Below are 23,845 nucleotides of genomic sequence, written 5' to 3'. Positions count from 1 at the left end.
GCCACCCCCGAGGGGGTGGCCGCCCTTCTCGCGTAGGTGCCGCGCCGGGCGCGGCACCACGCGGTACTACTGCTGGCCAGGGGCCTGCAAGGGGGACTTACTTACCCTTGGCGGCTTCCTTGAGCTTGGAGCCCGCGGAGACCTTCACGCTGTAGCCGGCCGGGATCTGGATGGGGTCGCCGGTCTGCGGGTTGCGCGCGGTGCGAGCGGCACGGTGGGTGCGCTCGAAGGTCAGGAAGCCGGGGATGGTGACCTTCTCGTCGCCCTTGGCGACGATCTCGCCGACGGTCTCGGCGAGCGCGGCCAGAACGGCGTCGGCGTCCTTGCGGGTCACCTCGGCGCGCTCGGACAGAGCGGCCACCAGCTCACTGCGGTTCATGTTGTACTCCCGTGTTCAACTTGCCTATGAGGCGTGAGATCGAAGCCGATGCTGCCAGGGCCCTAGGACAGTCCCCGGACCCGGGTCTGAACGTCAGACCCTCTCGCCCGGTTACGCATCCTGCCCCCACCAGCGGCGGGAAAGCCAATCCGGCACCCGCCAGGGTCACACGAAAAGCGCCACAGTCACGCCGCTGTGACGCTCTGTCCGCACCGGTGGGACGCGGACCGCGTACCACGCGGGCATCCCCGCAACCCTAGAGGCGCCCCGGCGGGCCCGCATCCCGCGACGCGCCGGGGAGGGACGCCCGGTGGCTCAGGCGGACGTGGGGCCCGTCACAGCGGCGGAGGCGGCCTTGCGGACCGCGCCGGCGACGGCGCCCGCGACCTTGTCGTTGAAGACGGACGGGATGATGTAGTTCGCGTTCAGCTCGTCCCCGGTGACGACGTCGGCCAGCGCGCTCGCGGCGGCCAGCATCATGCCGGTGTCGACCGTGCGGGACTGGGCGTCCAGGAGGCCGCGGAAGACGCCCGGGAAGACCAGCACGTTGTTGATCTGGTTGGGGAAGTCCGAGCGGCCGGTGGCCACGACGGCGGCCGTCTGGCGGGCCACGGCCGGGTCCACCTCGGGGTCCGGGTTCGCGAGCGCGAACACGATGGCGCCTTCCGCCATGGCGGCCACGTCCTCGCCGCTGAGGACGTTCGGGGCCGAGACGCCGATGAACACGTCGGCGCCGACGACGGCCTCCTTGAGCGTGCCCGTGTAGCCCTCGGGGTTGGTGTTGTCGGCGATCCAGCGCAGCGGCGACTCGCCGGCGGCGTCGATCAGGTCGGGCCGGCCGGCGTGCACGACGCCGTGGATGTCGGCGCTGACGACGTTCTTGACGCCCGCGGCGAGGAGCAGCTTGAGGATGGCCGTACCGGCCGCGCCCGCGCCGGACATGACGACCTTCACGTCGCCAACGGCCTTGTTCACCACGCGCAGTGCGTTGGTGAGGGCGGCGAGGACGACGATGGCGGTGCCGTGCTGGTCGTCGTGGAAGACGGGGATGTCCAGGGCCTCGCGCAGCCGGGCCTCGATCTCGAAGCAGCGCGGCGCGGAGATGTCCTCCAGGTTGATCCCGGCGAAGCCCGGGGCGATCGCCTTGACGATCGCGACGATCTCGTCGCTGTCCTGGGTGTCGAGGCAGATCGGCCACGCGTCGATCCCGGCGAAGCGCTTGAACAGGGCCGCCTTGCCCTCCATCACGGGCAGCGCGGCCATCGGGCCGATGTTGCCCAGGCCCAGCACGGCCGACCCGTCCGTCACGACTGCGACGGAATTGCGCTTGATGGTCAGGCGGCGCGCGTCCTCGGGGTTCTCGGCGATCGCCATGCACACGCGGGCCACGCCCGGGGTGTAGATCATGGAGAGGTCGTCACGGTTGCGGATGGGGTGCTTCGACGCCATCTCGATCTTGCCGCCGAGGTGCATCAGGAACGTGCGGTCGGAGACCTTGCCCAGGCTCACGCCCTCGATCCCGCGCAGCTTCTCGACGATCTCGTCCGCGTGGGCCGTGGACGTCGCCGCGATGGTGACGTCGATCCGGAGCTTCTCGTGGCCGGAGGCGGTCACGTCGAGGCCGGTGACCGACCCTCCGGAGGACTCCACGACGGTGGTGAGCTGGGAGACCGCGGTACCGCTCGCGGGCACTTCCAGTCGGACCGTCATCGAGTACGAGACGCTGGGCGCCGTTGCCATGTCCGTGTTCCTCTGCTGTCCAAGGTTCGCTGTACACGGGCCCCGCACACGGCAGGCGTGGCAGGACCTGTTGTCCGATCGTCCCACCTACCGGCCGGTATGAGGTAACCAGCTACAAATTTCGGAAAGACACTTCCACCATACGAGATTTGTGGGTATCGCGGAAGTCCCGCCGAACGCAAAACAGGTCCGCGCCCCCCGCCTTGAGCGGGGAACGCGGACCTGTTCTCTACGTGTACGACACCGACCCGCCATGCTCGCCTCGCGGCAAGTGGTCGCTCTAGGCGACGAAGGTTGGGCCCGGGGGCTTGGATCGAGTCGGTGCCGTAGTCCAGGCTAACAAAGGTTCGCCGGAAGCGTCCCCCCTCAGGACAGTTGACCTGAAGGGCCACGCGTCCGGCCGCCGACCGGATGGCCGTACGGGCCTCAGTCCCGCAGCAGCTCCGGCACCCCGGCCCCGTCGGGCCGGTCGAGCGCGCCGGACACCACCGTGAGCTGCTGCGTCGCCCGGGTCAGGGCCACGTAGAGCACCCGCAGGCCCGCCGGGGACTCCTCGGCGATCTCCGCCGGGGAGACGACCACCGTGGCGTCGTACTCCAGGCCCTTGGCCTCCAGGCTGCCCAGCGCCACCGCGCGCTGCCCCAGCTCCGCGAGCCATTCGGCCGCCTCCGCGCGCCGGTCCATCGCCACGACGACGCCGACCGTGCCGTCGACCTGCTCCAGCAGCCGCCGGGTCTCCTCCCGCACGCACGCGCCCAGGTCCTCGCCGGCCGCGGTGAAGCGCGGCTCCAGGCCGGTGGAGCGGACCGCCGTGGGCGGTTCCATCCCCGGCATGGCCCGGCGCAGCACCCGGGCCGCCAGCTCGGCGATCTCGGCGGGGTTGCGGTAGTTCACGGTCAGCGTGAACTTGCGGCGCGGGCGGCGCCCCAAGGCCTCGTCGCGGGCCGCCGCCGCCTCCTCCGGGTCGCTCCAGGAGGACTGGGCGGCGTCGCCCACCACCGTCCAGGTGCCGGTCCGGCCGCGGCGGCCCACCATCCGCCACTGCATCGGCGTCAGGTCCTGGGCCTCGTCCACGATCACGTGCGCGTACTCGGTGCGTTCCGCCGCCAGCCGCTCGGCCCGCTCCCACTGGGTCTCCTCGCGGCCCGGCATCAGCTCCTCCAGGCCGGTGAGGTGGGCCAGCGGGTCCAGCTCGCGCTTGCGCTTGGGCCGCGCGGGCGCGCCGAGCAGCAACTGCAGCTCGTCCAGCAGCGCCACGTCGTGCACCGAGAGGGGGCCGGAGCCGTCCGTGCCCGTACGGCGCAGCGAGCGGGCCAGCAGCCGGGTCTCGCGCGGGTTCAGCACCCGGCGGGCCCAGCGGCCCAGGCGCCGCTCGTCGGCCATGGTGGCGAGGACCCCGCGCGGGGTCAGCTCGGGCCACCAGGCGTTCAGGAAGTCGATGAAGACGTCCTCGGTGGAGATGTCCTCGTCGAAGCCGGAGCGCAGCTCGGCGGCGAGTTCCCGGTCGGTGTGCCGCCCCGCGCCGCCGGACTTCGCCCACAGGGCGTCCAGCAGCAGCTTGCGGGCGCGCGGGCGCAGCAGGTTGACCGGTGCGGTGCCGCCGAGGACGACCTGGCGGATCCGGTTCAGCTCGTCGGCCTCCAGCTCCTGGCGGCGCCCGAAGGCCACCACGCGCAGCCGCTCGGGGGCGCCGCCCAGCTCCAGGGCGCCCCGTACGGCCTTGCGCAGGATCGCGAGCATCCGCGAGGAGCCCTTGATCCGGGCGACCGCCGGTTCGTCGTAGGTGCTCGCCTCGGCGCCGTCGACCAGCGAGCCGAGCGCCCGGATGGCGACCTGGCCCTCCTCGCCGAGCGAGGGCAGCACGCCCTCGGTGTAGGCGACGAGCAGCGGGGTCGGCGAGACGATCAGGATCCCGCCGGAGTAGCGCCGCCGGTCCTGGTAGAGCAGGTAGGCGGCGCGGTGCAGGGCGACGGCGGTCTTGCCGGTGCCGGGGCCGCCGGCGACCTCCGCGACGGAGGCGGCGGGGGCCCGGATGACCATGTCCTGCTCCGCCTGGATGGAGGAGACGATGTCGCGCATGGAGTGCGTACGGGCCCGGCCCAGCGCGGCCATCAGCGCGCCGTCGCCGAGCGCGGGCAGCTCCCGGCCGTCGAGGTAGGCGGTCACCTCGGGACGCATCAGGTCGTCCTCGACGCCGAGCACCTTGCGGCCCTTGGAGCGGATGACCCGGCGGCGCACCACCCGGCCCGGCTCCTTGGGCGTGGAGCGGTAGAACGGCGCGGCGGCGGGCGCGCGCCAGTCGATCACGAGCGGTGCGTAGTCGTTGTCGAGCACGCCGATCCGCCCGATGTGGAGGGTTTCGGCGATGTCGGCGGTGAGGTCGGGACGGATCGCGTCCTCGGCCGGCTCCACGGAGGTGTAGGCGCCGTCGGCGCCCCGCTCCCCGTCCTTGCCGACGACGAGGTCGATCCGCCCGAAGAGGAAGTCCTCGAACTCGTTGTTGAGCCGGTTGAGATGGATCCCGGCGCGGAAGACCTGGGCGTCGCGTTCCGCGAGGGCGCCGGGGGTACCGACCTGACCCCGCTTGGCCGCGTCGTTCATCAGGAACTCGGCCTCGTGGATCTTCTCCTCAAGGCGGCGGTACACCTGGTCCAGATGAGTCTGCTCGACCGCGATCTCGCGATCGCGGACGGAATCCGCCGTGCTGTCGACAGCGGCATCCTGCGCGGCCACCAAGGCCCCCTTCTGACGTGCATTGGGCGACCGTCAACCGTACGCGAACAAAGCGGGTGTCCGCACGCCCGTTCCGCGCGCGGGCGCGCGAAATGCGGGCGCGCAAGGCGCCATGAGGCCGATATGAGCATGTATGCGCTACGCGGGACGCGCGGCGAGCACCCGGGCGCGGTGCCGGGCGACCCGCTCCCGGTTTCCGCAGAGTTCGCTGGAGCACCAGCGCCGCCGGTGGCCGCGCGAGGTGTCCAGGTAGACCCGGGTACAGCCCTCACCTTCGCAGGCGCGCAGGCGATCGCGGTCGCCGGGGTCGGTGAGCAGCTCCACCGCGTCGCGCGCGACGGCCGCCAGCAGCGCCGCGCAGCCCACCGCGGCGGCCCCGCCGCACAGTTCGCGCACCAGGTGTCCGTCCCGGTCGCGTACGGCACACAGTGCCGGGGGTGGACCGGCGGCCCGCGCGTTGACCCGGGCGAGCGGTTCCTCGGCGGGCGCGCGGTGGTTCAGCTCGGCCGCCACCAGGCTGGCCACGTCCGCCCGCAGCGCGCGGAAGGGCTCCAGCCAGTCCGCCTCCACGCGGGCCGGTGGGGTCCGCCCGGGCACCAGTCCGGCCCCGGTGAGCCACAGGCTCAACCCGGCGCTGTCCGCGATCCCCTCGGGCGGCCCTGAGGTGGCCACCAGGTCCAGGCAGACCCGTCCCGACTCGAACCACATGCCCGTCACCCGCCTCGGTCGACGCCCCACCAGAGTGCCCCCGGGGCGGGCCCGGGCGGAAGCCTCATGCAGCGGGCGGATCGTCGTGCAGGAGGAGCTGGAAGAGCCGGTGGTCGCGCCAGGCCCCGTCGATGTACAGGTAGCGGGGGGCGACGCCGTACTCCTCGAAGCCGGCCTTGGCGAGCACGCGCTGCGAGGCGAGGTTGTCCAGCAGGGTCCCGGCCGCGAGCCGGTGCAGGCCGAGCTCGTCGCGGGCCACGCGGATCACCTCGGCGAGCGCCCCGGAGGCCAGGCCCCGGCCGGTCTGCTCCCCGTCGACCCAGTACCCGACGCCGGCGCTGCACAGGGGGCCGCGCACGATGTTCTGGAGCGTGATGGTCCCGAGCAGCGCGCCGCCGCCGTCCGCCTCGACCAGCACGTACTGCCGGGTGCGCCCGGCCTCCCGCTCCGCGAGCGTCGCCTCGATCCGCTCGAGCTGCCCGTGCTCGGTGTAGAAGTCCACCGGTCGCGGCGGCTCGTACGGCCCCATGTGGGCGCGGTTGCGCGCCAGCGCGTCGGCCATCCCCGCGGCGTCGCCGACCGCGACCTCCCGCATGTCCACTCCGTCAACGATCATCACCCCACCGTACCGACACCCCCGCCACACACCCAGACCCATCACCACCCCCCCCTCAGCCCCGCTCCAGCCCCGCCGGCGTCTGAGGCGCGGGGCCCGGGGCGGAGCCCCGCCACATCCAGCCCCGCCGGCGTTTGAGGCGCGGGGTCCGGGGCGGAGCCCCGGCAGCGGCGCGGGGCCACCCCCGCCCCTCCGGGAAGCTCAGGCCTCGGGCGCACCCGAACAGTCCCCCGCGTCCAGCGACAGCCGGTACCCCCGCTTGACCACCGTCTGGATCAGCTTCGGCACCCCGAGGGCCACCCGCAGCCGCGCCATCGCCGTCTCCACGGCATGCTCGTCGCGGCCCGCCCCCGGCAGCGCCCGGAGGAGTTCCGCACGGCCCACCACCCACCCGGGCCGCCGGGCCAGCGCCCGCAGCAGGGCCATCCCCGCGGGCGGCACCGGCCGCAGCTCGTCGTCCACGAGCACCGCGTGGCCCCGGATCTCCACCCGGTGGCCGCCCACCGGCAGCACCCGGGCCCGCCCCGGCAGCTCCTGGCACAGGACCTGCACGAGCGGGCCCAGCCGGAAGCGCTCCGGCTGGACGGTCTCCACCCCCCGCGCCTCCAGCGGCAGCGCCGTCACCGGCCCCACGCAGGCCGCCAGCACCCCGGCGCGCAGCCCGTCGAGCACCGCCCGCGCCAGCCCCCGCGCCTCGGCCCGCGCCAGCAGCGAGGCCGCGGCGGGCGCCGAGGTGAAGGCGACGGCGTCCACCGTCCCCGCGGCCACCGCGTCCAGCAGCCGATCGAGCGGCCCCAGGTCCTCCGGCGGCATCCACCGGTACACCGGTACGACGATCACCTCGGCCCCGGCCTCCCGCAGCGCCTCCACGAACCCGGGCAGCGGCTCCCCGTGCAGCTGGAGCGCGATCCGCCGGCCGGCGACCCCGGCGGCGAGCATCCGGTCCAGTACCTCCGCGAGCGACTCCGACTTCGGCGACCAGGCTTCGACCAGCCCGGCGGCCCGGACCGCGCCCTTCACCTTCGGCCCGCGCGCCAGCAGCTCGGTGGCCCGCAGCCGGGTCAGCAGCTCCTCGCCGATGCCCCAGCCGTCGGCGGCCTCGATCCAGCCGCGGAAGCCGATGGCGGTGGTCGCGACGACCGTGTCGGGCGGGCAGCCGATGAGCTCCTTGGTCGCGGCCAGCAGTTCGCTGTCGTCGGCGAGCGGCACGATCCGCAGCGCGGGCGCGTGCAGGACCACCGCCCCGCGCCGCCGCAGCAGCGCGATGAGCTCGTCGGCGCGCCGCGCGGCGGTGACCCCCACCGTGAATCCGGCGAGCGGCCCGGTGGCGGACGGGCCGGTCCGTGTGTCGTCCATGGTGACCTGCCTTGCGCAAGGGGGTGTGAGGGTGTGCCGAGCCTGTCAAGGCGTCGTGTCAGGCTCGGTTCACCCGTATTTCGGCGTCGTTAACCGCCGTTACACCGATGTGAGCTGCGGCTTGGCGGCCGCGTCCGCAGTGGCACCGGACCGCGCGGCGGGCCGGCGAAGGTATACCGCCCAGGTCACCGCGCAGCAGACGGCGTAGAAGCCGAGGAAGGTGGCGAAGGCGGTGGTGCCCGTGCCGGACGTGGTGAAGGCCTCCCGGAAGGCGAGGTTGATGCCCAGCCCGCCGAGCGCGCCCACGGCCCCGATGAGGCCCATGGCGGCCCCGGAGAGCCGCCGCCCGTAGGCGGCCGCGGCCTCGCCCCCCATGCCCCGGGCGAGGGCCTTGGCCTGGAAGATGCCGGGGATCATCTTGAAGGTCGATCCGTTGCCGAGCCCGCTGAGCACGAACAGGGCCACGAACCCGGTCAGGAACACGGGCAGCGAGGACCGCACCGAGGCCGTGATGACCACGCCGGTGGCCGCCGCCATCGCGACGAAGGTGGCGAGGGTGATCCGCGCGCCGCCGTACCGGTCGGCGAGCCGCCCGCCCACGGGCCGGATCAGCGAGCCGAGCAGCGGCCCGATGAAGGTCAGGGACGCGGCCTGGAGCGGGGTCCGGCCGAACTGGGTCTGCAGGACCAGCCCGAAGGCGAAGCTGTAGCCGATGAAGGACCCGAAGGTGCCGACGTACAGCAGCGACATGATCCAGGTGTGCGCGTCGCGCAGGGCCTCGCGGACCGCGCCGGTGTCGTTGCGCACGGGCGCCAGGTTGTCCATCCGGGTCGCCGCCAGCACGGCCGCGACCACGATGAGCGGGATGTAGGCGGCGAGCAGGATCCGCGGGTGCCCCGCCCCGGCCACGCCGATGACCAGCAGTCCGGCGAGCTGGACGACGGGGACGCCGATGTTGCCGCCGCCCGCGTTCAGGCCGAGCGCCCAGCCCTTCTCGCGCAGCGGGAAGAAGGCGTTGATGTTGGTCATGGAGGAGGCGAAGTTCCCGCCGCCGACCCCGGTCAGGGCCGCGACCAGCAGGAAGGTCCCGTACGAGGTCCCCGGCTCCATCACCACCAGCGCGGCCACCGTCGGCGCGAGCAGGGTCAGCGCGCTGAAGACCGTCCAGTTGCGGCCGCCGAAGCGGGCGACGGCGAAGGTGTACGGGATCCGCACCAGCGCGCCGACGAAGGTCGCGGTGGCGATCAGGGTGAACTTCCCGGCCGCGTCGATGCCGTAGCCGGGGCCCATGAAGAGGACCATCACCGACCACAGCGACCAGATCGAGAAGCCGACGTGCTCGGAGAGCACCGAGTAGAGGAGGTTGCGCCGGGCCGTCCTGCGCCCCGTCTCCTGCCAGAAGGTCTCGTCCTCGGGATCCCACCGCTCGATCCAGCGGCCGCCCGTGCGCGGTGCGGTCATCACGCCTCCACTGCTCTCGTGTCCGTGATGACGACCGTAGGGACGGCTCGTTTCGCCCCCGGTCCCCGCCGGATGACCGCGGGGATACCGTGCACTCACCCGGCGCGGCGGCTCAATGTGAGCGCATGAGCTCCGCGTCGCCGTCGGGGAGCCAGCCGCCGTCCGGCAGGTCGAGCCAGCCGCGTACGGCGCCCAGTGCGGCCGCGGCCGTGCGCAGCGCGCCGAGCCCGGGGTGGTCGAAGCCCTCGCGCCACACCATGGACAGCGGCGAGAGCGGCACGGGGGCGGTCAGCGGGCGGCGCACGCAGCCCGGCATGTCCGGGAAGTCGACGGTGGCCAGCACCGGGTGGCCGGTCTTGGCCATGACCCGGCGGAACTCCTCCTTGCCGACGGCGACGGGCGCGGGCGGGGCCAGCGCGGTGCCGCGTCCCGCGAAGAGGCGCCGGGCCAGGTCGGTCCACTCCAGGGTGCGCGGGTTCCCGGCGCCCGCGTAGACGCTCTCCCCGGCCAGCGCGGCGACGGGCACGGTGTCCAGGGCCGCCAGTGGGTGGTCCTCCAGCAGTACGACGGCCAGCGGTTCGAAGCGCACCGGTTGGTGGGCGAGGCGGGCGCGCAGGGCCGGGGCGAGGCCGCCGAACCGGCCGAAGGACACGTCGAGGCGGCCGGCGGCGATCTCCCCGGCGCTGTGCGTCAGTCCGCTCTCAAATCGGGCCATCAGCTCGTGTTCCGGGGCCAGTTCGCGGGCCCGGTCCAGCACCTGGCGGGCGGTGCCGGGGCCTTCGGAGTTGAGGTCGACGAGCAGGGGCCGCTCGGTCGCGCCGAAGGCGGCGGCGAGCGCGTCGTGGGCGCGCAGCACGCGCAGGGCGTGCGGCAGCAGCCGTTCCCCGTCGGCCGTGAGCTCGACCTGGCGGGTCGTGCGGACGAAGAGCCGGGCGCCCAGGGTGCGTTCGAGGCGGCCGATGTCGCGGCTGAGGGCCTGCTGGGCGACGTACAGCCGGGCGGCGGCCCGGGTGAAGTGCAGCTCCTCGGCGACGGCGACGAAGGCGCGCAGCAACCGGGGGTCCACCTCGCGCGCGTTCACCGCGGCAGCCTATCCGGCCCGCCCCGATTCACAACAGGGGTGCGTGAATCACCCCGGAACAGGTGTTGGACCGCGCCCGGGACCGGCCCCGAGGCTTCTTCCATGCCCCTCACCGCGCCCACCGCCCCGCTGATGGCCGTCACCGGCACCACCCTGGTCCTCGCCGCGCCGGGAGCCGTCCACCGGCGCGCCCCCGGCCCGTACCGGCGCGCGCCCGGCCCGTACCGGCGGCTGTTCGCCGTCCCGGGCGCCCGGGCCTTCACCGCGGGCAACCTCCTCGCCCGGCTCCCCATGGGCATGTTCGGGATCAGCGCGGTGCTGATGATCGCGGGCCAGCGCGGTTCGTACGCCCTCGCGGGGGCGGTCACCGCCACCGGCCTCGCCGCGACCGCGGTCGTCGCGCCCTTCACCGCCCGGCTCGTCGACCGGCACGGCCAGGCCCGGATCGCCCTGCCCGCCACCGTGATCGCGGTGCTCGGCTCGCTCTGCCTGGTGTGGTGCGTCCGTACGCACGCCCCCGCCTGGACCCTCTTCGCCTCCTACGCCGCCACCGCGACCACCCCGAACATCGGCGGCCTCTCCCGGGCCCGCTGGACCCACCTGTTGCGCGACTCCCCCGCCGCCCGGCACACCGCGATGTCCTTCGAGCAGGCCGCGGACGAGCTGTGCTACCTGCTCGGCCCGGTGCTCGCCGCCACCCTGTGCTCCCTGGCCTTCCCCGAGGCGGGCACCCTGACCGGCGCGGCCCTGCTGCTCACCGGCATGCTCCTCTTCGCTTCCCGGCGGGCCACCGAGCCCCCGCCCGCCGGGCGCACCCGGCACCGCTCGCCGCTGCGCTCCCCGGGGCTGTGGGGGCTGTTGGCGCTGTTCCTGGCGCTGGGCGCGGTCTTCGGCTCGATGGAGGTCACCTCGATCGCCTTCCTCACCGGCCACGGCCTGGCCGCGACCGCCGGACCGGTCCTGGCCCTCCAGGCGGCGGGCTCCTGCGCGGCCGGCCTGCTCTACGGCGCCGTGCGCCCGCGCGGCCTGCTGGGCTGCGTCGGCGCCCTGGCCGCCCTGATGACCCTGCCCTGGGCGGCGGCGACCACCGGATCGGTGCCCGCCCTGGCCGCGGCCCTGCTGTTCGCGGGCATGGCCACCGCCCCGACGATGGTGACGGCCATGGCCCTGGTCCAGCGCGCCACCCCGGCGGCCCGCCTCAACGAGGGCATGACCCTGGCCGTCACCGCCATCCTGACGGGCATCGCGGCCGGCTCGGCCGCCGCGGGCGCGACCATCGACCACCTGGGCCCCACCGCGTCCTACGCCCTCCCGGCCGCAGCCGCCGCGGCGGCCCTCTGCGTCACTGCCAGAAGATCTCTTCGACGACGATCTGCGGATCCTCTGCGCGGTGCACGAAGGTGAACCGCAGCCATCCCCTTCCCCGGTCGAAGGCCAGGATGTGCGGGCCCCTCGGACGGCTGGACCGAGCCGGCTCCAAATACAGTCCCGTGGGGAGTTCGTCCTGCGGAAGGTACGGATTGCGAGCGGTGACCAATTCGGTGACGCCCTCCCGGACCTGCTTGCGCACTTCCTCCGGAAGAGCGTCCCGGTAGGTCCTCGCCGCCTCGACCCAGTCCAGTTGCCAGGGCGGTCCCATGAAGTCGTCCGTCACCGGCCGGGCTCCACCTGGCGGGCCCGGCGGCGGAGGTGTCCGGCCTCTTCCAAGAGCGCCTTCGCCCGGTCGGTGTCGCTCGCCTCGGCCGCCTCGTCCTCCAAGCGGTGCACCTGCTGTTCCAACAGGGGGTCCCGCGCGATGGCGTACTCGCCCCACCATCGGGCCATGAACGCCGGAACCGGCGCGATGTCGTAGGCATCCGCGATGTCCCGCTTCCAGTGCGCGTCGAAGTCGGGCAGGAGCTGCGGAGCGTGCTGGGCGATGGCCTCGCGCAAGGCCCGGGGGGTCCTCTCGGGCATCGCCGGGATGCCCGGTCCGCCAACGGCAGCGGTGGTCATGGGTGCCCTCCTCCGTCTCGTGCGGCCTGCCCGCACCTCGGCGGGACGTCCTTCGCAGCCTAGCGCCGAGGTGCCGGCGCGGGCAGCAAAAAGCCCCTGGCCCGGCGAAGGACTCGCCGGGCCAGGGGCCACACATGGGGTGGTGGAGATGGCGGGAATCGAACCCGCGTCCAGCGGTGCAGAAGCAGGGCTTCTCCGAGCGCATTCCGCTGCGCTTTTCTCGGCCCCGGAGATCACACGGACAAGTCTCCGACGGGCTCAGTCACTGTTTGATTTCCCCCTAGCCCCCGTGACCGGGGTTAGAGGTTTAGATCCCTAGTTGACGCCAGGATCCGGACCGGGACCACTTCCGGGCTGACGCTCCTCACAGAGGCTTCAGTTCGCTGTTATTAGGCAGCGAGGGAGAAGCGGGAGTTATCGCTGTTGGAATTGGCGATTATTTTTTGCGACAGGTGGTTAACGAGATCATTGCCGCTTCCTCGGCTCGCTTCCCCTGCATCGACATCCGCTGTCGAAACCGATCATCCCCATGTTTCACGCTATTCAGTTGGTACGGCTCACACGACCCCGGGGGGTACGTGCTGCGCCCATGGTACGCGAAGTGGACCACGGGATGCCAGGAGATTAAAGCTCGCCGCGCTCCTTGCGCTTCACGGCCGAGATGACCCGGTTCGTCTCGCGCGTGTCCTGCTTCTCCCGGAGGGACTGGCGCTTGTCGTACTCCTTCTTGCCCTTCGCGAGCGCGATCTCGACCTTGGCCCGGCCGTCCTTGAAGTACAGCGCGAGCGGCACGATCGTGTTGCCCGTCTCGCCGGTCTTCGAGTCCAGCTTGTCGATCTCCTCGCGGTGCAGGAGGAGCTTGCGCTTGCGGCGGGCGCTGTGGTTGGTCCAGGTGCCCTGGCTGTACTCCGGCACGTGCACGTTGTAGAGCCAGGCCTCGCCGCTCTCGACCGACACGAAGCCGTCCACCAACGAGGCACGGCCCTGGCGCAGGGACTTGACCTCGGTACCCGTGAGCACGAGACCGCACTCGTAGGTGTCGATGATCGTGTAGTCGTGCCGCGCCTTCTTGTTCTGGGCGATCAGCTTGCGCCCTTTTTCCTTAGCCATAGTGCGGCCATTTTTGCACTAAGGACCCACCCCGAGGCCACCCAATACCGTGCGGGCCCGCTCCTCGGCCCCCTCGGCGGCCGTCAGGTCCGGGCTGATGCCCCGGCCGTCCAGGCTGCGGCCCGCCGGAGTGCGGTAGATCCCCACCGTCAGCTCGGCCACCGAGCCGTCCGCCAGCTCGGTCGGCATCTGCACCGACCCCTTGCCGAAGGTGTGGCTGCCGACCGTCACGGCCCGCCCCCGGTCCTGGAGCGCGCCCGTGACCAGCTCGGCCGCGCTCATCGTGCCGCCGTCGACCAGCGCGACCAGCGGCCGGGCGGTGTCCCCGCCCCGGTCCGCGTACAGGGCGCGCTGGGCGCCCCGCACGTCGTACGTCGCCACCAGCCCGCCGTCCAGGAAGGCGGAGGCGGCCGTCACCGCCTCGGTGACCAGGCCGCCCGGGTTCCCGCGCAGGTCCAGCAGCACCCCGGCCCCGGCGGGGGCCGCGCGCACGGCCTCCCGGACGCGTTCGCCCGAGCCGCGGGTGAAGGAGGACACCTTGATGACGACCACCTTCTTGCCCAGCTCGCGGACGGTCACGGCCTCGGTGCTCAGCCGGGCCCGGCGCACCGTCTCGGTCAGGTCCGCGCCGTCGCGCACGACCTCCAGGGTCACCGCCGTGCCGGCGTCGCCCCGCAGCCGGGCCACCACCTGGGCCACCGTGGACCCGGTGACCGGCTCCCCGTCCACCCGGGTCAGCCGGTCGCCCGCGCGCAGTCCGGCGCGCGCGGCGGGCCCGTCGGGCTGCACCCGGGTCACGGCGATCCGGCCGTCGCGGCCGCGCTCGGCCCAGAGCCCGACCCCGGTGTAGCGGCCGTCGAGGTCGTCCTCGAAGGAGGCGTACTCGCCCTGGTCGTAGACCACGCCCCAGCGGTCCCCGCTGCGGCTGACCACGTCCTGGGCGGCGTTCTTGCCCGACTTGCCCTCGGCGACGGCCTCGGCCGCGGCCCGGGCGACGGCGTCCCGGTCGGCCGTCGCGGGCTTCCCGGCGCCGGTGGGCGCGGGGGCCCTCGTACCGGTGGGGGTACGTCCCCCCTCGCCCGGGTCGGGTCGGTACCCGGAACTGACGGCGGCGCCCAGCCCGCCCAGGGCGCCGAGCAGCGCCAACGTCACGGCGGCCCCGCGACGCAGGTCGCGGGGCCGGAGACAGTGAGGGACGGGACGGCCCGGCATGGCGCCGAGTCTAGGACAAGCCCCGCGCCGGCACGGCTGGTTGGCCACACCGCCCGCGGGGCGCTCGTCACACCTTCAGGTACTTGCGCAGCGCCACGAACGCCGCGAGGGAGGGCATCAGCAGACCGATGACCAGCACCAGCGGGAGCTTGGTGAGGACCGCGTCCCAGCCGATGAAGTTGATCAGTTCCATCTTCTGGCGCAGCCCCGCGCCGTGGTCGATCACGAAGTACTGGCCGGAGACGAGCATGCCGCAGGCGAGCGCCGCACCGATCAGCCCGGCGAAGGCGGCCTCCATGATGAAGGGCACCTGGATGTAGAAGCTGGAGGCTCCCACCAGCCGCATGATCCCGGTCTCCCGCCGACGGCTGAACGCCGAGACGCGCACCGTGTTGACGATCAGCAGCAGCGCCACCACGAGCATGATCAGCATGATGCCGAGGGCGGCCACGTTGAGGTAGCCGAGCAGCCGGAAGAGGTTGTCCAGCACGGTCCGCTGGTCCTCCACCGACTGGACCCCGTCCCGCCCGGCGAAGGCGGTGGTGATGACCTTGTACTTCTCCGGGTTCTTCAGCTTCACGCGGAAGGACTCGGGCATCTGGTCCGGGGTGATGGAGGCGGCCAGGGCGGTGTGCCCGAACTGCTCCTTGTAGTGCTTGTAGGCGTCGTCGGACGATTCGTAGGCGACCGTCTCGACGAGGTCCATCTTCTTGAGGTCGGCCTCGATCTGCTTCTTCTGCTCCGCCGTCACCGCGCCCTTGGCACAGGAGGCACCGGCGCTGGCCTCGGCGTCGTTCTTGTTGCAGAGGTAGATCGAGACGTTGACCTTGTCGTACCAGTAGCCCTTCATCTGGCTCACCTGGTCGCGCATGAGCAGGGAGCCACCGAACAGGGCCAGCGACAGGGCCACGGAAATGATGACCGCGAAGGTCATGGTGAGATTGCGGCGGAGGCCTACGCCGATCTCCGACATGACGAACTGGGCGCGCATGGCGTCCTTTCAGTGCTGGTAGCCGTAGACGCCGCGCGACTGGTCGCGCACGAGACGGCCCTGTTCGAGTTCGATGACACGCTTGCGCATCTGGTCGACGATCTGCTGATCGTGCGTGGCCATGATCACGGTGGTGCCGGTCCGGTTGATCCGGTCCAGCAGCTTCATGATCCCGACCGAGGTCGTCGGGTCGAGGTTGCCGGTCGGCTCGTCCGCGATGAGCAGCGCCGGGCGGTTGACGAAGGCCCGGGCGATGGCCACGCGCTGCTGCTCACCGCCGGACAGCTCGCCGGGCATCCGGCTCTCCTTGCCGCCCAGTCCGACCAGTTCCAGGACCTGGGGGACGGCCTTGCGGATCTCGCCGCGGGGTTTGCCGATGACTTCCTGGGCGAAGGCCACGTTCTCCGCGACCGTCTTGTTCGGGAGCAGGCGGAAGTCCTGGAAGACGGTCCCCAGCTGGCGCCGCATGTGCGGGACCTTCCAGTTGGAGAGTCTGGCGAGGTCCTTGCCCAGTACGTGGACCTGCCCCTGGCTGGCCCGCTCCTCGCGCAGTATCAGCCGCAGGAAGGTGGACTTGCCGGAGCCGGAGGAGCCGACCAGGAAGACGAACTCGCCCTTGACGATCTCCAGGGAGACGTCCCTGAGTGCGGGCTGGCTCTGCTTCGGGTAGTACTTGGACACACTGTCGAATCGGATCACGGGTGCACCACGGTCGCCGGGAGTAGGTGAGCGTGACCATACGCGAATGGGCGCAGGCTAGGGACCCGGCATCCGGAGTTGTCCGTTATATCCCCCGGTGCGGGAGAGCTCGGATCGCGTTTGCCCGGACGGGCCGCGCCGAATGTCGCGGGAGCTGGCACAGTGGTAGGGGGAACGGACTGCTTCCCACTGCCGTTGTACATGGGGACGAGAGGAGGACAGCGCATGACATATGACCGGCTCGTGTGCGCTAACTGCGCCGCGCCCGTCAGTCAGGGCCGCTGCCCGGTGTGCCGGGCGAACAGGGAGCGCCTCCAGCAGGAGGACCGCCCCTTCGCCAACCTCAACCCCATGACGCTCATCGCGCTCATGGTGGTGCTCGTGGCGGCGCTCGCCCTGGTGGCGCACCAGGCCGCGTAGCTGCGTGGGCGGCCCGGGCCGGACGACGGCCCGCGGTGAAGCCGCACGTACCGATCGAAGAAGCCCGGACCCCTTGCCAGGGGTCCGGGCTTCTCGGCTGTTCAGTGGCCTCCACGGCCCGCGGGAGGGGCCTTAGGAGGCCTGCTCCTGCTGCTTGCGCCAGCGGATGCCGGCTTCCAGGAAGCCGTCGATCTCGCCGTCGAGCACCGCCTGCGGGTTGCCGACCTCGAACTCGGTGCGCAGGTCCTTGACCATCTGGTACGGGTGCAGGACGTAGGAGCGCATCTGGTTGCCCCAGGAGCTGCCGCCGTCCTTGAGGGCGTCCATCTTGTCCTTCTCCTCCTGGCGGCGCCGCTCCAGCAGCTTGGCCTGGAGGACGTTCATCGCGCTCGCCTTGTTCTGGATCTGCGAGCGCTCGTTCTGGCAGGAGACCACGATGCCGGTCGGCAGGTGCGTGATGCGGACCGCCGAGTCGGTGGTGTTGACGCCCTGGCCACCGGGGCCGGAGGCGCGGTACACGTCGACGCGCAGCTCGGCCTCGTCGATCTCGACGTGGTCGCTGGTCTCGACGACCGGCAGCACCTCGACGCCCGCGAAGGAGGTCTGGCGACGGCCCTGGTTGTCGAAGGGCGAGATCCGGACGAGGCGGTGCGTGCCCTGCTCGACCGACAGGGTGCCGTAGGCGTAGGGCGCCTTGACGACGAAGGTGGTCGACTTGATGCCGGCCTCTTCCGCGTACGAGGTCTCGTAGACCTCGGTCGGGTAGCCGTGCCGCTCGGCCCAGCGCAGGTACATGCGCTGGAGGCGCTCGGCGAAGTCGGAGGCGTCCACGCCACCGGCCTCGGCCCGGATGTTGACCAGGGCCTCGCGCTCGGCGTACTCGCCGGAGAGCAGGGTCCGGACCTCCATCTCGTCCAGCGCCTTGCGGACCGAGACCAGCTCGGTCTCGGCCTCGGCCAGGGTGTCCGCGTCGTCCATCTCCTGGGCGAGGTCGAAGAGGACTTCGAGGTCGTCGATCCGACCGCGCAGGGTCTCGGTCTTGCGGACCTCGGCCTGGAGGTGGGAAAGCTTGCTCGTGATCTTCTGGGCGGCCTCGGGGTCGTCCCACAGGGACGGCACCGCGGCCTGCTCTTCGAGCACGGCAATCTCGGCCCTCAACTTGTCGAGGTCCAGGACGGCCTCGATCGACCCCATGGTCGAGGAGAGGGACTTCAGCTCTTCGGAAACATCGACGACTGCCACGGGTCCAGCGTAGCCGGTCCCCGGACGGGCCCGTCCGGCCAGGCCGGATACCCCTCTACGAAGGGCGACCCGAACGGGCGTACGCTCGGCGTATGACCGTCTTCCTCGTCATCCGCCGCCATGTGGACTACATGCGTGTCACGACGACGGGCTGTCTGCCGCCGGACCGAACCACAGCCTGATTTCCCCAGCTGATCGATTCGCCCCCGGTCCTGTACGCGGCTCGCGCGGCCCCGACGCCACCCCTGTCGGCGGCCCCCTCCCACCCGCTGTCCCCGCCACCTCTGGGGAACAGGACCACGTGACATCCGAAACGGAGCCGTCATGCCGTCCGCGCACCCTTCCCCGATCTCCCTTCCCGCTCCGCACCCCGCCCCGCTCCCCGTCCTGGACCTCTCCCGGGCCGACGACCCCGCCGAGCGGGACGCCTTCCGCGCGGAGCTGCACGCCGCCGCCCGGGACACCGGCTTCCTGCACCTGACCGGACACGGCATCGGGGCCGACGAGAGCGCCCGCGTCCTGGCCGTGACCCGCGCCTTCTTCGCGCTCCCCGAAGCCGACCGGCTCGCCGTGAGCAACCTGAACTCGCCCCACTTCCGGGGGTACACGCGGATCGGGCACGAGCTCACCGGCGGCGCCTCCGACTGGCGCGACCAGCTCGACGTGGGCGCGGAGCGGGCCGCGCCGCCGGTGGGGCCCGGGGACCCGGCGTACCTGTGGTTGGAGGGGCCCAACCAGTGGCCCGCGGCCCTGCCCGAGCTGCGGACCGTGGTCCTGGAGTGGCAGTCCCGGCTGGCGGCGGTGGCCCACCGGCTCCTCCAGGAGCTGCTCGCGTCCATCGGCGCCCCGGCGGACTTCTTCGACGCGGCCTTCGCGGACCGCCCCCACCTGCACACCAAGCTGATCCGCTACCCCGGCTCCGCGCCGTCCGGGACGGACCAGGGGGTGGGGGCGCACAAGGACTACGGTTTCCTCACCCTGCTCCTCCAGGACGCGGTGGGCGGGCTCCAGGTCCGCCGCGGGGACGGCTTCCTGGACGTGCCGCCGCTGCCGGGGGCGTTCGTGGTGAACCTGGGCGAGCTGCTGGAGATCGCGACCCAGGGCTACCTCCGGGCCACCGACCACCGGGTGGTCAGCCCGCCGGGGGCGGTGGAGCGGTACTCGGTGCCGTTCTTCTACAACCCGCGGCTGGACGCCGTCGTCGGGACGGTCCCGGGCGACTACCTGCGGGCGGCGCCGGGGCTCGCGCAGGACGCGGCGAATCCGCTGCACGCGGAGTACGGGCGCAACGAACTCAAGGGCTGGGTACGCGCCCACCCCCAGGTCGCCCGCCGCTGGCACCCGACCCTCCTGACCCCGTAACCCCTCCCTCCGGGGGCCGGCCGCTCGAACGCCGGCCACATCAAGCCCCGCCGGCGTTTGAGGCGCCCCCGGAGGGGCCGGGGCCGGGGCTCGGCTACGGGCGGGACGGGACGGAGTGCTTGCTGTCCTGGGCGGGCGGCGGGTCCTCGCCGGACGCGGCGAGCCAGCCGCCGACGGACACGGCCACCACCAGCACCGCCCCCGCCAGGGACAGCATCAGCCGCCGCTTGCGCACGGTGTCGGCCCGGTGCCGCGCGGACCCCGGCCGGTGCCCACCGGCGGGCCTCGGCACCCGGGCCGTCCCCAGCGCACCCCCGGCCAACTCGTCCGGCCCCGGCACCCGCATCGAGGTGTGCGTGTCCCGGTTCGAGTCCGTCGCCGACCCCGGAACCAGCGGCACCACGCCCCGCCGCCGCACCGGATCGGCGGGGGCCGGAGCGGCCTCCTCGGGCTCCTCCTCCAGATCGTCCGGCTCGTCGACGTCCAGCGGCGGCATCCCGCTCAGCAGGGGCAGCAGGTCCCGCAGCCGGGCGGACAGCTCGGAGGCCCTGAGCCGCGAGGCGGGGGCCTTGGCCAGGCACTGGACCATCAGCTGCCACAGCTCGTCGGGGATCCCCGGCAGCGGCACCACCGTCTCGGTCACGTGCCGCCGCAGCACCGCCCCCGGGTGCCCGCCGCCGAAGGGCGTGAACCCGGCGAGCAGCTCGTACAGGACGGTCGCGAGCGCGTATATGTCCACCGCGGCGCGCGGCGGCAGCCCCTCGACGATCTCGGGGGCCAGGTAGTCGGGCGTACCGATGATCCGGGTGGTCGGCGCCACGGCCCGGCTGCCGCCCGGCGGCGGCGCGGCCCGGCGCGGGGAGTCGATCAGCTTGGAGACGCCGAAGTCGGTGAGCAGCGCCGGGTGCGCCCCGCCCGGGCCGATCGGGCCCTGCATGTCGAGCAGCACGTTCTCGGGCTTGACGTCGCGGTGCACCACCCCGGCCGCGTGCGCGGCGGCGAGCGCGTCCGCGACGTCGGCGACGATGGCGACCGCCGCCTCGGGGGCGAGCCGCCGTTCGCGGTCGAGCCGGGTGCGCAGGTCCGTACCGCGGACCAGGTCCATGACGAGCGCGAGGTCGTTGCCGTCCACGACGAGGTCGCGGACCGAGACGACGTGCGGATGCTCCAGGCCGAGCAGCGCGCTGCGCTCCTGGACGAACCGCCCCACCAGCTCCTGGTCGGACGCGAGGTCCTCACGGAGCAGCTTGACGGCGACGGGGCCCTCGGGCCCCTCGCCCAGCCATACCGTGCCCGCGCTGCCGCGCCCAAGGATCTGGTGCGCGGTGTACCGGCTGCCGATCTTCCGTGCCACGACTGCTCCCTCAGCGGCTGGCGTACACACCAAAGCTACGCGGCCGCGTGGGGGTTGGAGGCCAGCAGGGGGCCCGATTCGCGACGACCTTCACTTCTGTGGGCGAAATCGTGTCCTGGAAGTCGACAAATCCACGAACTCACCGCTAAGGAGCAGTCCCGGCGTCAGGTGGCGGAGCCCGTGCCGCCGAGGTCGCCGAACCACTGCTTCACTTCGGAGCCCCAGGTCCAGACCTGGTCCCACCAGCCCTTGCCGGTGCCCACCCACTCCTGGAGCGGGGTCAACTCCCAGACCAGCCAGCCCGCCACGAAGAGCAGGACCAGGGTGAACAGGCAGCCCTTGAGGCAGCCGAGCCCGGGGATCCGCATCGGGTTGGCACTGCGGCGGCGCGGCTCGCGCGGCTCCCTCGGCTCGCGCGGGGCGGGCCGCTGGGGCTGGCGGGGCTGCTGGGCGGGCGCCCCGGCGTACTGCTGGGGCTGGTGCTGCGGCTGCTGCTGTTGCGGCTGCTGCTGGTACTGGGGCTGCTGGGGCCGCTGCTGGTACTGCGGCTGTTGCGGCTGCTGGTACTGCTGCTGCGGAGGCTGCTGCCGGTACTGCTGGGGCTGGCGCTGCTGCGGCTGCTGGTACTGCTGCGGCGGCCCCTGCTGGTACTGCTGGGGCTGCTGGTACTGCTGCTGCGGCGGAGCCTGGCGCTGCGGCCTGCGGCGCAGCGGGTCGTCGGCCGGGTCGAGGTAGTGCATCTGGGTCTGCTCGTTGCGGTCCCGGGCGGCCCGCATCTGCGACTGCCACGGGTGCGGCTGGTCCGGCGCCTGTACGGGCGGCAGCACCGCGGTCGGGTCGGCCCCGGGCGCGTGCTGCGGGGCCGGCGGCATCGACTGCATGACGCTGGTGGCCGCGTTCGGGTCGTAGGCGCCCATGGGTCCGTTGACGGGCGGCAGCACCTGGGTCGGGTCGGCGGCGCCCGGGGTCTGCGGGACCGGCGCGGGCGCCGGGTCGGGCGCGAGCAGCGCGCCGACGCCGAGCGCGGCCTCGACCTCGGCCGCGGAGGAGTGCACGCCGATGCCCGCGGCGACCACGCGCAGGGCGCGGGCCAGGCTGACGGCGCTGGGCCGCAGGTCCGGCTCCTTGCTCAGGCAGCGCTCGATGACCGTCCACAGCGGCTCGGGCAGGGTCGAGGGGCGCTGCGGGTCCTCGCTGAGGTGGCGGTGCAGCACCTCCAGCGCGGTACCGCCCGCGAACGGCGGACGGCCGGTGACCAGCTCGTACATCAAGATGCCCGCGCCGTAGATGTCGACGGCGGAGGTCTGCGGGCGGCCCTCGGCGGACTCGGGGGCGACGTAGGCGGGCGTGCCGACGAACTCGTGGGTGCGGGTGAGGCCCGGGGAGTCGGCGAGGCGCGCGATGCCGAAGTCGGTGAGCATCGGGCGCATCTGGCCGTCGCGCTCGTCGACCAGGACGTTCGCGGGCTTGAGGTCGCGGTGCACGACGCCGTCGGCGTGGCTGGCGGCGAGCGCGTCCGCGATCTGGGCGGTCAGCAGGCTCGCGGCGACCGGGGTGAACGGCCCGTTCTCCCGCAGGTACTTGTGCAGGTCGGGACCGTCGATGAGGTCCATGACGAGCGCGAGCAGGTCGCCCTCGACCACGAGGTCGCGGGTGCGGACGATGTTGGGGTGGGTCAGCCTGAGCAGGACGGAGCGCTCGCGCAGGAAGCGCATGACGACGTCCGGGTCGTGGGCCAGCTCCTCCTTGAGGACCTTGATGGCCACGGTCTCGCCGGGCTGTCCGGCGACCGCCGCCTCGGCGCCCGCGACCTCGCGCTGGCGGGCGCGCCAGACGGTACCCGTGGCGCCGCGTCCGAGCGGCTCCTCGAGCAGGTATTTGCTGCCGACTGGCCGCACGTCTCGCGCTCCCCTGCTGTCGTCCTGCTGTCGTCTTCCGACTGCTGCTTTTCCCAGAGTTTTTCCGACCCACTCTAGGTGGTGTCCCGAGGGAAGACGCTGGGCGTCCAGCGATGGTTGCCGTACATATATACGAAGAGTGACATTTGCGGGGTATGCCCGTGGCGATTTTCCGCAGGTGGCTGTCCGTATCCGTTCGGTGCGTGAACGGACGCACGATCGATCAAGATCACTTGTGGGTGGGTGTCGGGCGTGTTGTCGGTGACAGGTGCGAGGATGCACCCGTACGGAGTGGGGGGTCGGGAGCCCTCCTCTCCGCATGACCTGACCGGACGACGCGTCCGCGCCGGGTGGGGGGCCAACGGGCAGTCATGCCCCGCCGTTCCCCTGCCGGGCGCACGCAGCGCGCACCGCGCAGAAGGGACCGCTGACGGCGATGCAGATCCGGCTGACCGTCCTCGGGCCGCGCAGCGGCCACCAGATCGCGCCCGCGACGTGTGACGTGCTCGTCACCGCGCCCGTCGGCACCCCGCTGGCCGCGGTGGCCTCCGGGCTGGCGGCGACCGTGGCGGGCCCGGACACGGGGGGCACGGTGGTCCTCTACGCCGGTGCGGAGCGGCTCGATCCGCAGCGCCGGGTGCTGGGCGAGCCGCCCCTGGTCGACGGGGCCGTACTGGCCCTGCACACCCCGGTCGCGGAGGTGGCGCCCGGTCCGGACGAGGGCCTCGGCGCGCCCCAGCTGCACGTGGTGGCGGGACCGGACGCGGGCGGCGTGCACCTGCTGCACCCCGGCTCGCTGCGGATCGGCCGCTCCGCGGACGCGGACGTGCCGCTCGACGACCCCGACGTGTCCCGACTGCACTGCGCGGTGACGGTCACGGAGGACGGCCGGGTGAGCGTCGCCGACCTCGACTCCACGAACGGCACCGCCCTGGACGGGATCCCGGTGGCGGGCGCCCCGGTCCGGCTGGCGCCGGGAGCGCTGCTGCGGGTCGGCGAGTCCACCCTGCGGCTGGCGGGCCCGGCCGCGCCGACGCTCGCGCTGACCCCGGACCTCCAGGGCCACCTGGCCCTCCCGGCCCCGACCGCCCCCGACTCCGGCGCCGACCCCGACGGCCCGGGCGCCGCGCACCCCGGGCACGCCCCTGAACACGCCCCCGCGCACGCCCCCGGCCCGCGGCCCGCCACCGCGGGCGCGGGCCCGTACCCCGCCCGCGACGGCGGCGCCGGGAGGACCGGCGGCCACCCGGAGCCCACCGGCCCCGGACCCGCCCCGCACGCGGCGCACTCCCGGTCCGACACCCCGGCGGGCGGCACGCGCTCGGGCCACCCGGCCACCGCCTGGCCCGCCGCCGGGGGCCCCGGCTCCGACACCGGCCCCGGCGCCCGCGCCGCGGACGGCCCCCCCGCGGGCCCCCGGACCCGCCACCCCGGGGGCGCCCCCCCGGGCGGGGGAGGGGCCGAGGCGGCGCACTGGGGCGGGCCGGG

21 protein-coding genes and 1 other RNA gene are annotated in these 23,845 nt (G+C 73.2%); 4 read left to right on the top strand and 18 right to left on the bottom strand.

Translation table 11 applies throughout. From position 1 onward, the window contains the following. Nucleotides 1–97: 97 nt before the first annotated feature. The 8 genes from ACFWAR_RS35940 to ACFWAR_RS35905 form a co-directional block, all read right to left on the bottom strand. Nucleotides 98–379: an HU family DNA-binding protein gene (locus ACFWAR_RS35940; RefSeq protein ID WP_007264399.1), complete on the bottom strand. Its 282-nt coding sequence runs from the start codon at nucleotides 377–379 to the stop codon at nucleotides 98–100. Nucleotides 380–694: 315 nt separating this feature from the next. Further along, a complete protein-coding gene (locus ACFWAR_RS35935; RefSeq protein ID WP_385786814.1) occupies nucleotides 695–2,119 on the bottom strand; it encodes an NAD-dependent malic enzyme in 1,425 nt (474 codons plus the stop codon). Between the two features lie 426 nt (nucleotides 2,120–2,545). After that, a complete protein-coding gene (locus ACFWAR_RS35930; protein WP_385786811.1) occupies nucleotides 2,546–4,852 on the bottom strand; it encodes a HelD family protein in 2,307 nt (768 codons plus the stop codon). A 138-nt stretch (nucleotides 4,853–4,990) separates the two neighbouring features. Then, nucleotides 4,991–5,560: a CGNR zinc finger domain-containing protein gene (locus tag ACFWAR_RS35925; RefSeq protein ID WP_385786808.1), complete on the bottom strand. Its 570-nt coding sequence runs from the start codon at nucleotides 5,558–5,560 to the stop codon at nucleotides 4,991–4,993. 64 nt (nucleotides 5,561–5,624) lie between these two features. After that, the gene (locus tag ACFWAR_RS35920; protein WP_385786805.1) at nucleotides 5,625–6,176 is read right to left on the bottom strand and encodes a GNAT family N-acetyltransferase; all 552 of its coding nucleotides are present in this window, start codon (nucleotides 6,174–6,176) and stop codon (nucleotides 5,625–5,627) included. Between the two features lie 201 nt (nucleotides 6,177–6,377). Then, nucleotides 6,378–7,532 carry a uroporphyrinogen-III synthase gene (locus ACFWAR_RS35915; protein WP_385786801.1) on the bottom strand — a complete coding sequence of 385 codons (1,155 nt, stop codon included), beginning with the start codon at nucleotides 7,530–7,532 and terminating at the stop codon, nucleotides 6,378–6,380. Nucleotides 7,533–7,631: 99 nt separating this feature from the next. Next, entirely contained in the window at nucleotides 7,632–8,993 is a 1,362-nt protein-coding gene (locus tag ACFWAR_RS35910) for a nitrate/nitrite transporter (protein ID WP_385786798.1), read from the bottom strand. 112 nt (nucleotides 8,994–9,105) lie between these two features. Further along, nucleotides 9,106–10,074, bottom strand: a complete 969-nt coding sequence (locus ACFWAR_RS35905) for a LysR family transcriptional regulator (protein WP_385786795.1) — start codon at nucleotides 10,072–10,074, stop codon at nucleotides 9,106–9,108. Between the two features lie 102 nt (nucleotides 10,075–10,176). Between ACFWAR_RS35905 and ACFWAR_RS35900 the strand changes: the two genes are divergently transcribed. After that, nucleotides 10,177–11,478 (top strand): MFS transporter, encoded by a 1,302-nt coding sequence (locus ACFWAR_RS35900; protein ID WP_385786792.1) that lies wholly within the window; start codon nucleotides 10,177–10,179, stop codon nucleotides 11,476–11,478. Here the strand turns inward: ACFWAR_RS35900 and ACFWAR_RS35895 are convergent. The 7 genes from ACFWAR_RS35895 to ftsE form a co-directional block, all read right to left on the bottom strand. Continuing rightward, the gene (locus ACFWAR_RS35895; RefSeq protein ID WP_385786790.1) at nucleotides 11,417–11,728 is read right to left on the bottom strand and encodes a hypothetical protein; all 312 of its coding nucleotides are present in this window, start codon (nucleotides 11,726–11,728) and stop codon (nucleotides 11,417–11,419) included. The two genes, ACFWAR_RS35900 and ACFWAR_RS35895, sit on opposite strands and share 62 nt — an antisense overlap. Next, on the bottom strand, nucleotides 11,725–12,069 hold the full coding sequence (locus tag ACFWAR_RS35890; protein WP_385786787.1) for a hypothetical protein: 345 nt from the start codon (nucleotides 12,067–12,069) through the stop codon (nucleotides 11,725–11,727). Before ACFWAR_RS35890 ends, ACFWAR_RS35895 begins: the two co-directional genes overlap by 4 nt. Before the next feature lie 140 nt (nucleotides 12,070–12,209). Further along, nucleotides 12,210–12,598, bottom strand: a transfer-messenger RNA (tmRNA) gene (ssrA, locus tag ACFWAR_RS35885). A 95-nt stretch (nucleotides 12,599–12,693) separates the two neighbouring features. Further along, nucleotides 12,694–13,179, bottom strand: a complete 486-nt coding sequence (gene smpB, locus ACFWAR_RS35880) for an SsrA-binding protein SmpB (protein WP_351050137.1) — start codon at nucleotides 13,177–13,179, stop codon at nucleotides 12,694–12,696. An 18-nt stretch (nucleotides 13,180–13,197) separates the two neighbouring features. Further along, on the bottom strand, nucleotides 13,198–14,391 hold the full coding sequence (locus ACFWAR_RS35875) for a S41 family peptidase (RefSeq protein WP_385786784.1): 1,194 nt from the start codon (nucleotides 14,389–14,391) through the stop codon (nucleotides 13,198–13,200). Between the two features lie 67 nt (nucleotides 14,392–14,458). Continuing rightward, nucleotides 14,459–15,382, bottom strand: a complete 924-nt coding sequence (gene ftsX / locus ACFWAR_RS35870; protein WP_385786781.1) for a permease-like cell division protein FtsX — start codon at nucleotides 15,380–15,382, stop codon at nucleotides 14,459–14,461. A gap of 9 nt (nucleotides 15,383–15,391) precedes the next feature. Beyond that, the gene (gene ftsE, locus ACFWAR_RS35865; protein ID WP_385786778.1) at nucleotides 15,392–16,081 is read right to left on the bottom strand and encodes a cell division ATP-binding protein FtsE; all 690 of its coding nucleotides are present in this window, start codon (nucleotides 16,079–16,081) and stop codon (nucleotides 15,392–15,394) included. 225 nt (nucleotides 16,082–16,306) lie between these two features. Here ftsE and ACFWAR_RS35860 point away from each other — a divergent pair, with 225 nt between their 5' ends. Beyond that, nucleotides 16,307–16,501, top strand: a complete 195-nt coding sequence (locus ACFWAR_RS35860) for a hypothetical protein (RefSeq protein WP_283448847.1) — start codon at nucleotides 16,307–16,309, stop codon at nucleotides 16,499–16,501. Nucleotides 16,502–16,633: 132 nt separating this feature from the next. Here ACFWAR_RS35860 and prfB read toward each other — a convergent pair whose 3' ends face one another. Beyond that, a complete protein-coding gene (gene prfB, locus ACFWAR_RS35855; protein WP_385786774.1) occupies nucleotides 16,634–17,743 on the bottom strand; it encodes a peptide chain release factor 2 in 1,110 nt (369 codons plus the stop codon). A gap of 324 nt (nucleotides 17,744–18,067) precedes the next feature. Between prfB and ACFWAR_RS35850 the strand changes: the two genes are divergently transcribed. Next, nucleotides 18,068–19,105, top strand: a complete 1,038-nt coding sequence (locus ACFWAR_RS35850) for an isopenicillin N synthase family dioxygenase (protein ID WP_385786771.1) — start codon at nucleotides 18,068–18,070, stop codon at nucleotides 19,103–19,105. Between the two features lie 94 nt (nucleotides 19,106–19,199). Here ACFWAR_RS35850 and ACFWAR_RS35845 read toward each other — a convergent pair whose 3' ends face one another. Both ACFWAR_RS35845 and ACFWAR_RS35840 read right to left on the bottom strand, forming a co-directional pair. Then, nucleotides 19,200–20,459 (bottom strand): serine/threonine-protein kinase, encoded by a 1,260-nt coding sequence (locus tag ACFWAR_RS35845; protein WP_385786768.1) that lies wholly within the window; start codon nucleotides 20,457–20,459, stop codon nucleotides 19,200–19,202. 164 nt (nucleotides 20,460–20,623) lie between these two features. After that, nucleotides 20,624–22,357, bottom strand: coding sequence for a protein kinase (locus tag ACFWAR_RS35840; protein ID WP_385786765.1), 1,734 nt, complete (start codon nucleotides 22,355–22,357; stop codon nucleotides 20,624–20,626). Between the two features lie 436 nt (nucleotides 22,358–22,793). Here ACFWAR_RS35840 and ACFWAR_RS35835 point away from each other — a divergent pair. Then, a partial coding sequence (locus ACFWAR_RS35835; protein ID WP_385786763.1) for an FHA domain-containing protein occupies nucleotides 22,794–23,845 on the top strand: 1,052 nt, incomplete at its 3' end.

The sequence above is a fragment of the Streptomyces sp. NPDC059917 genome, from assembly GCF_042730635.1.
In the GTDB taxonomy this organism is placed as follows: Bacteria; Actinomycetota; Actinomycetes; order Streptomycetales; family Streptomycetaceae; genus Streptomyces.
The sequence above is the reverse complement of the archived record's forward strand: the minus strand, read 5'-3'. Positions and strand labels throughout refer to the sequence as shown.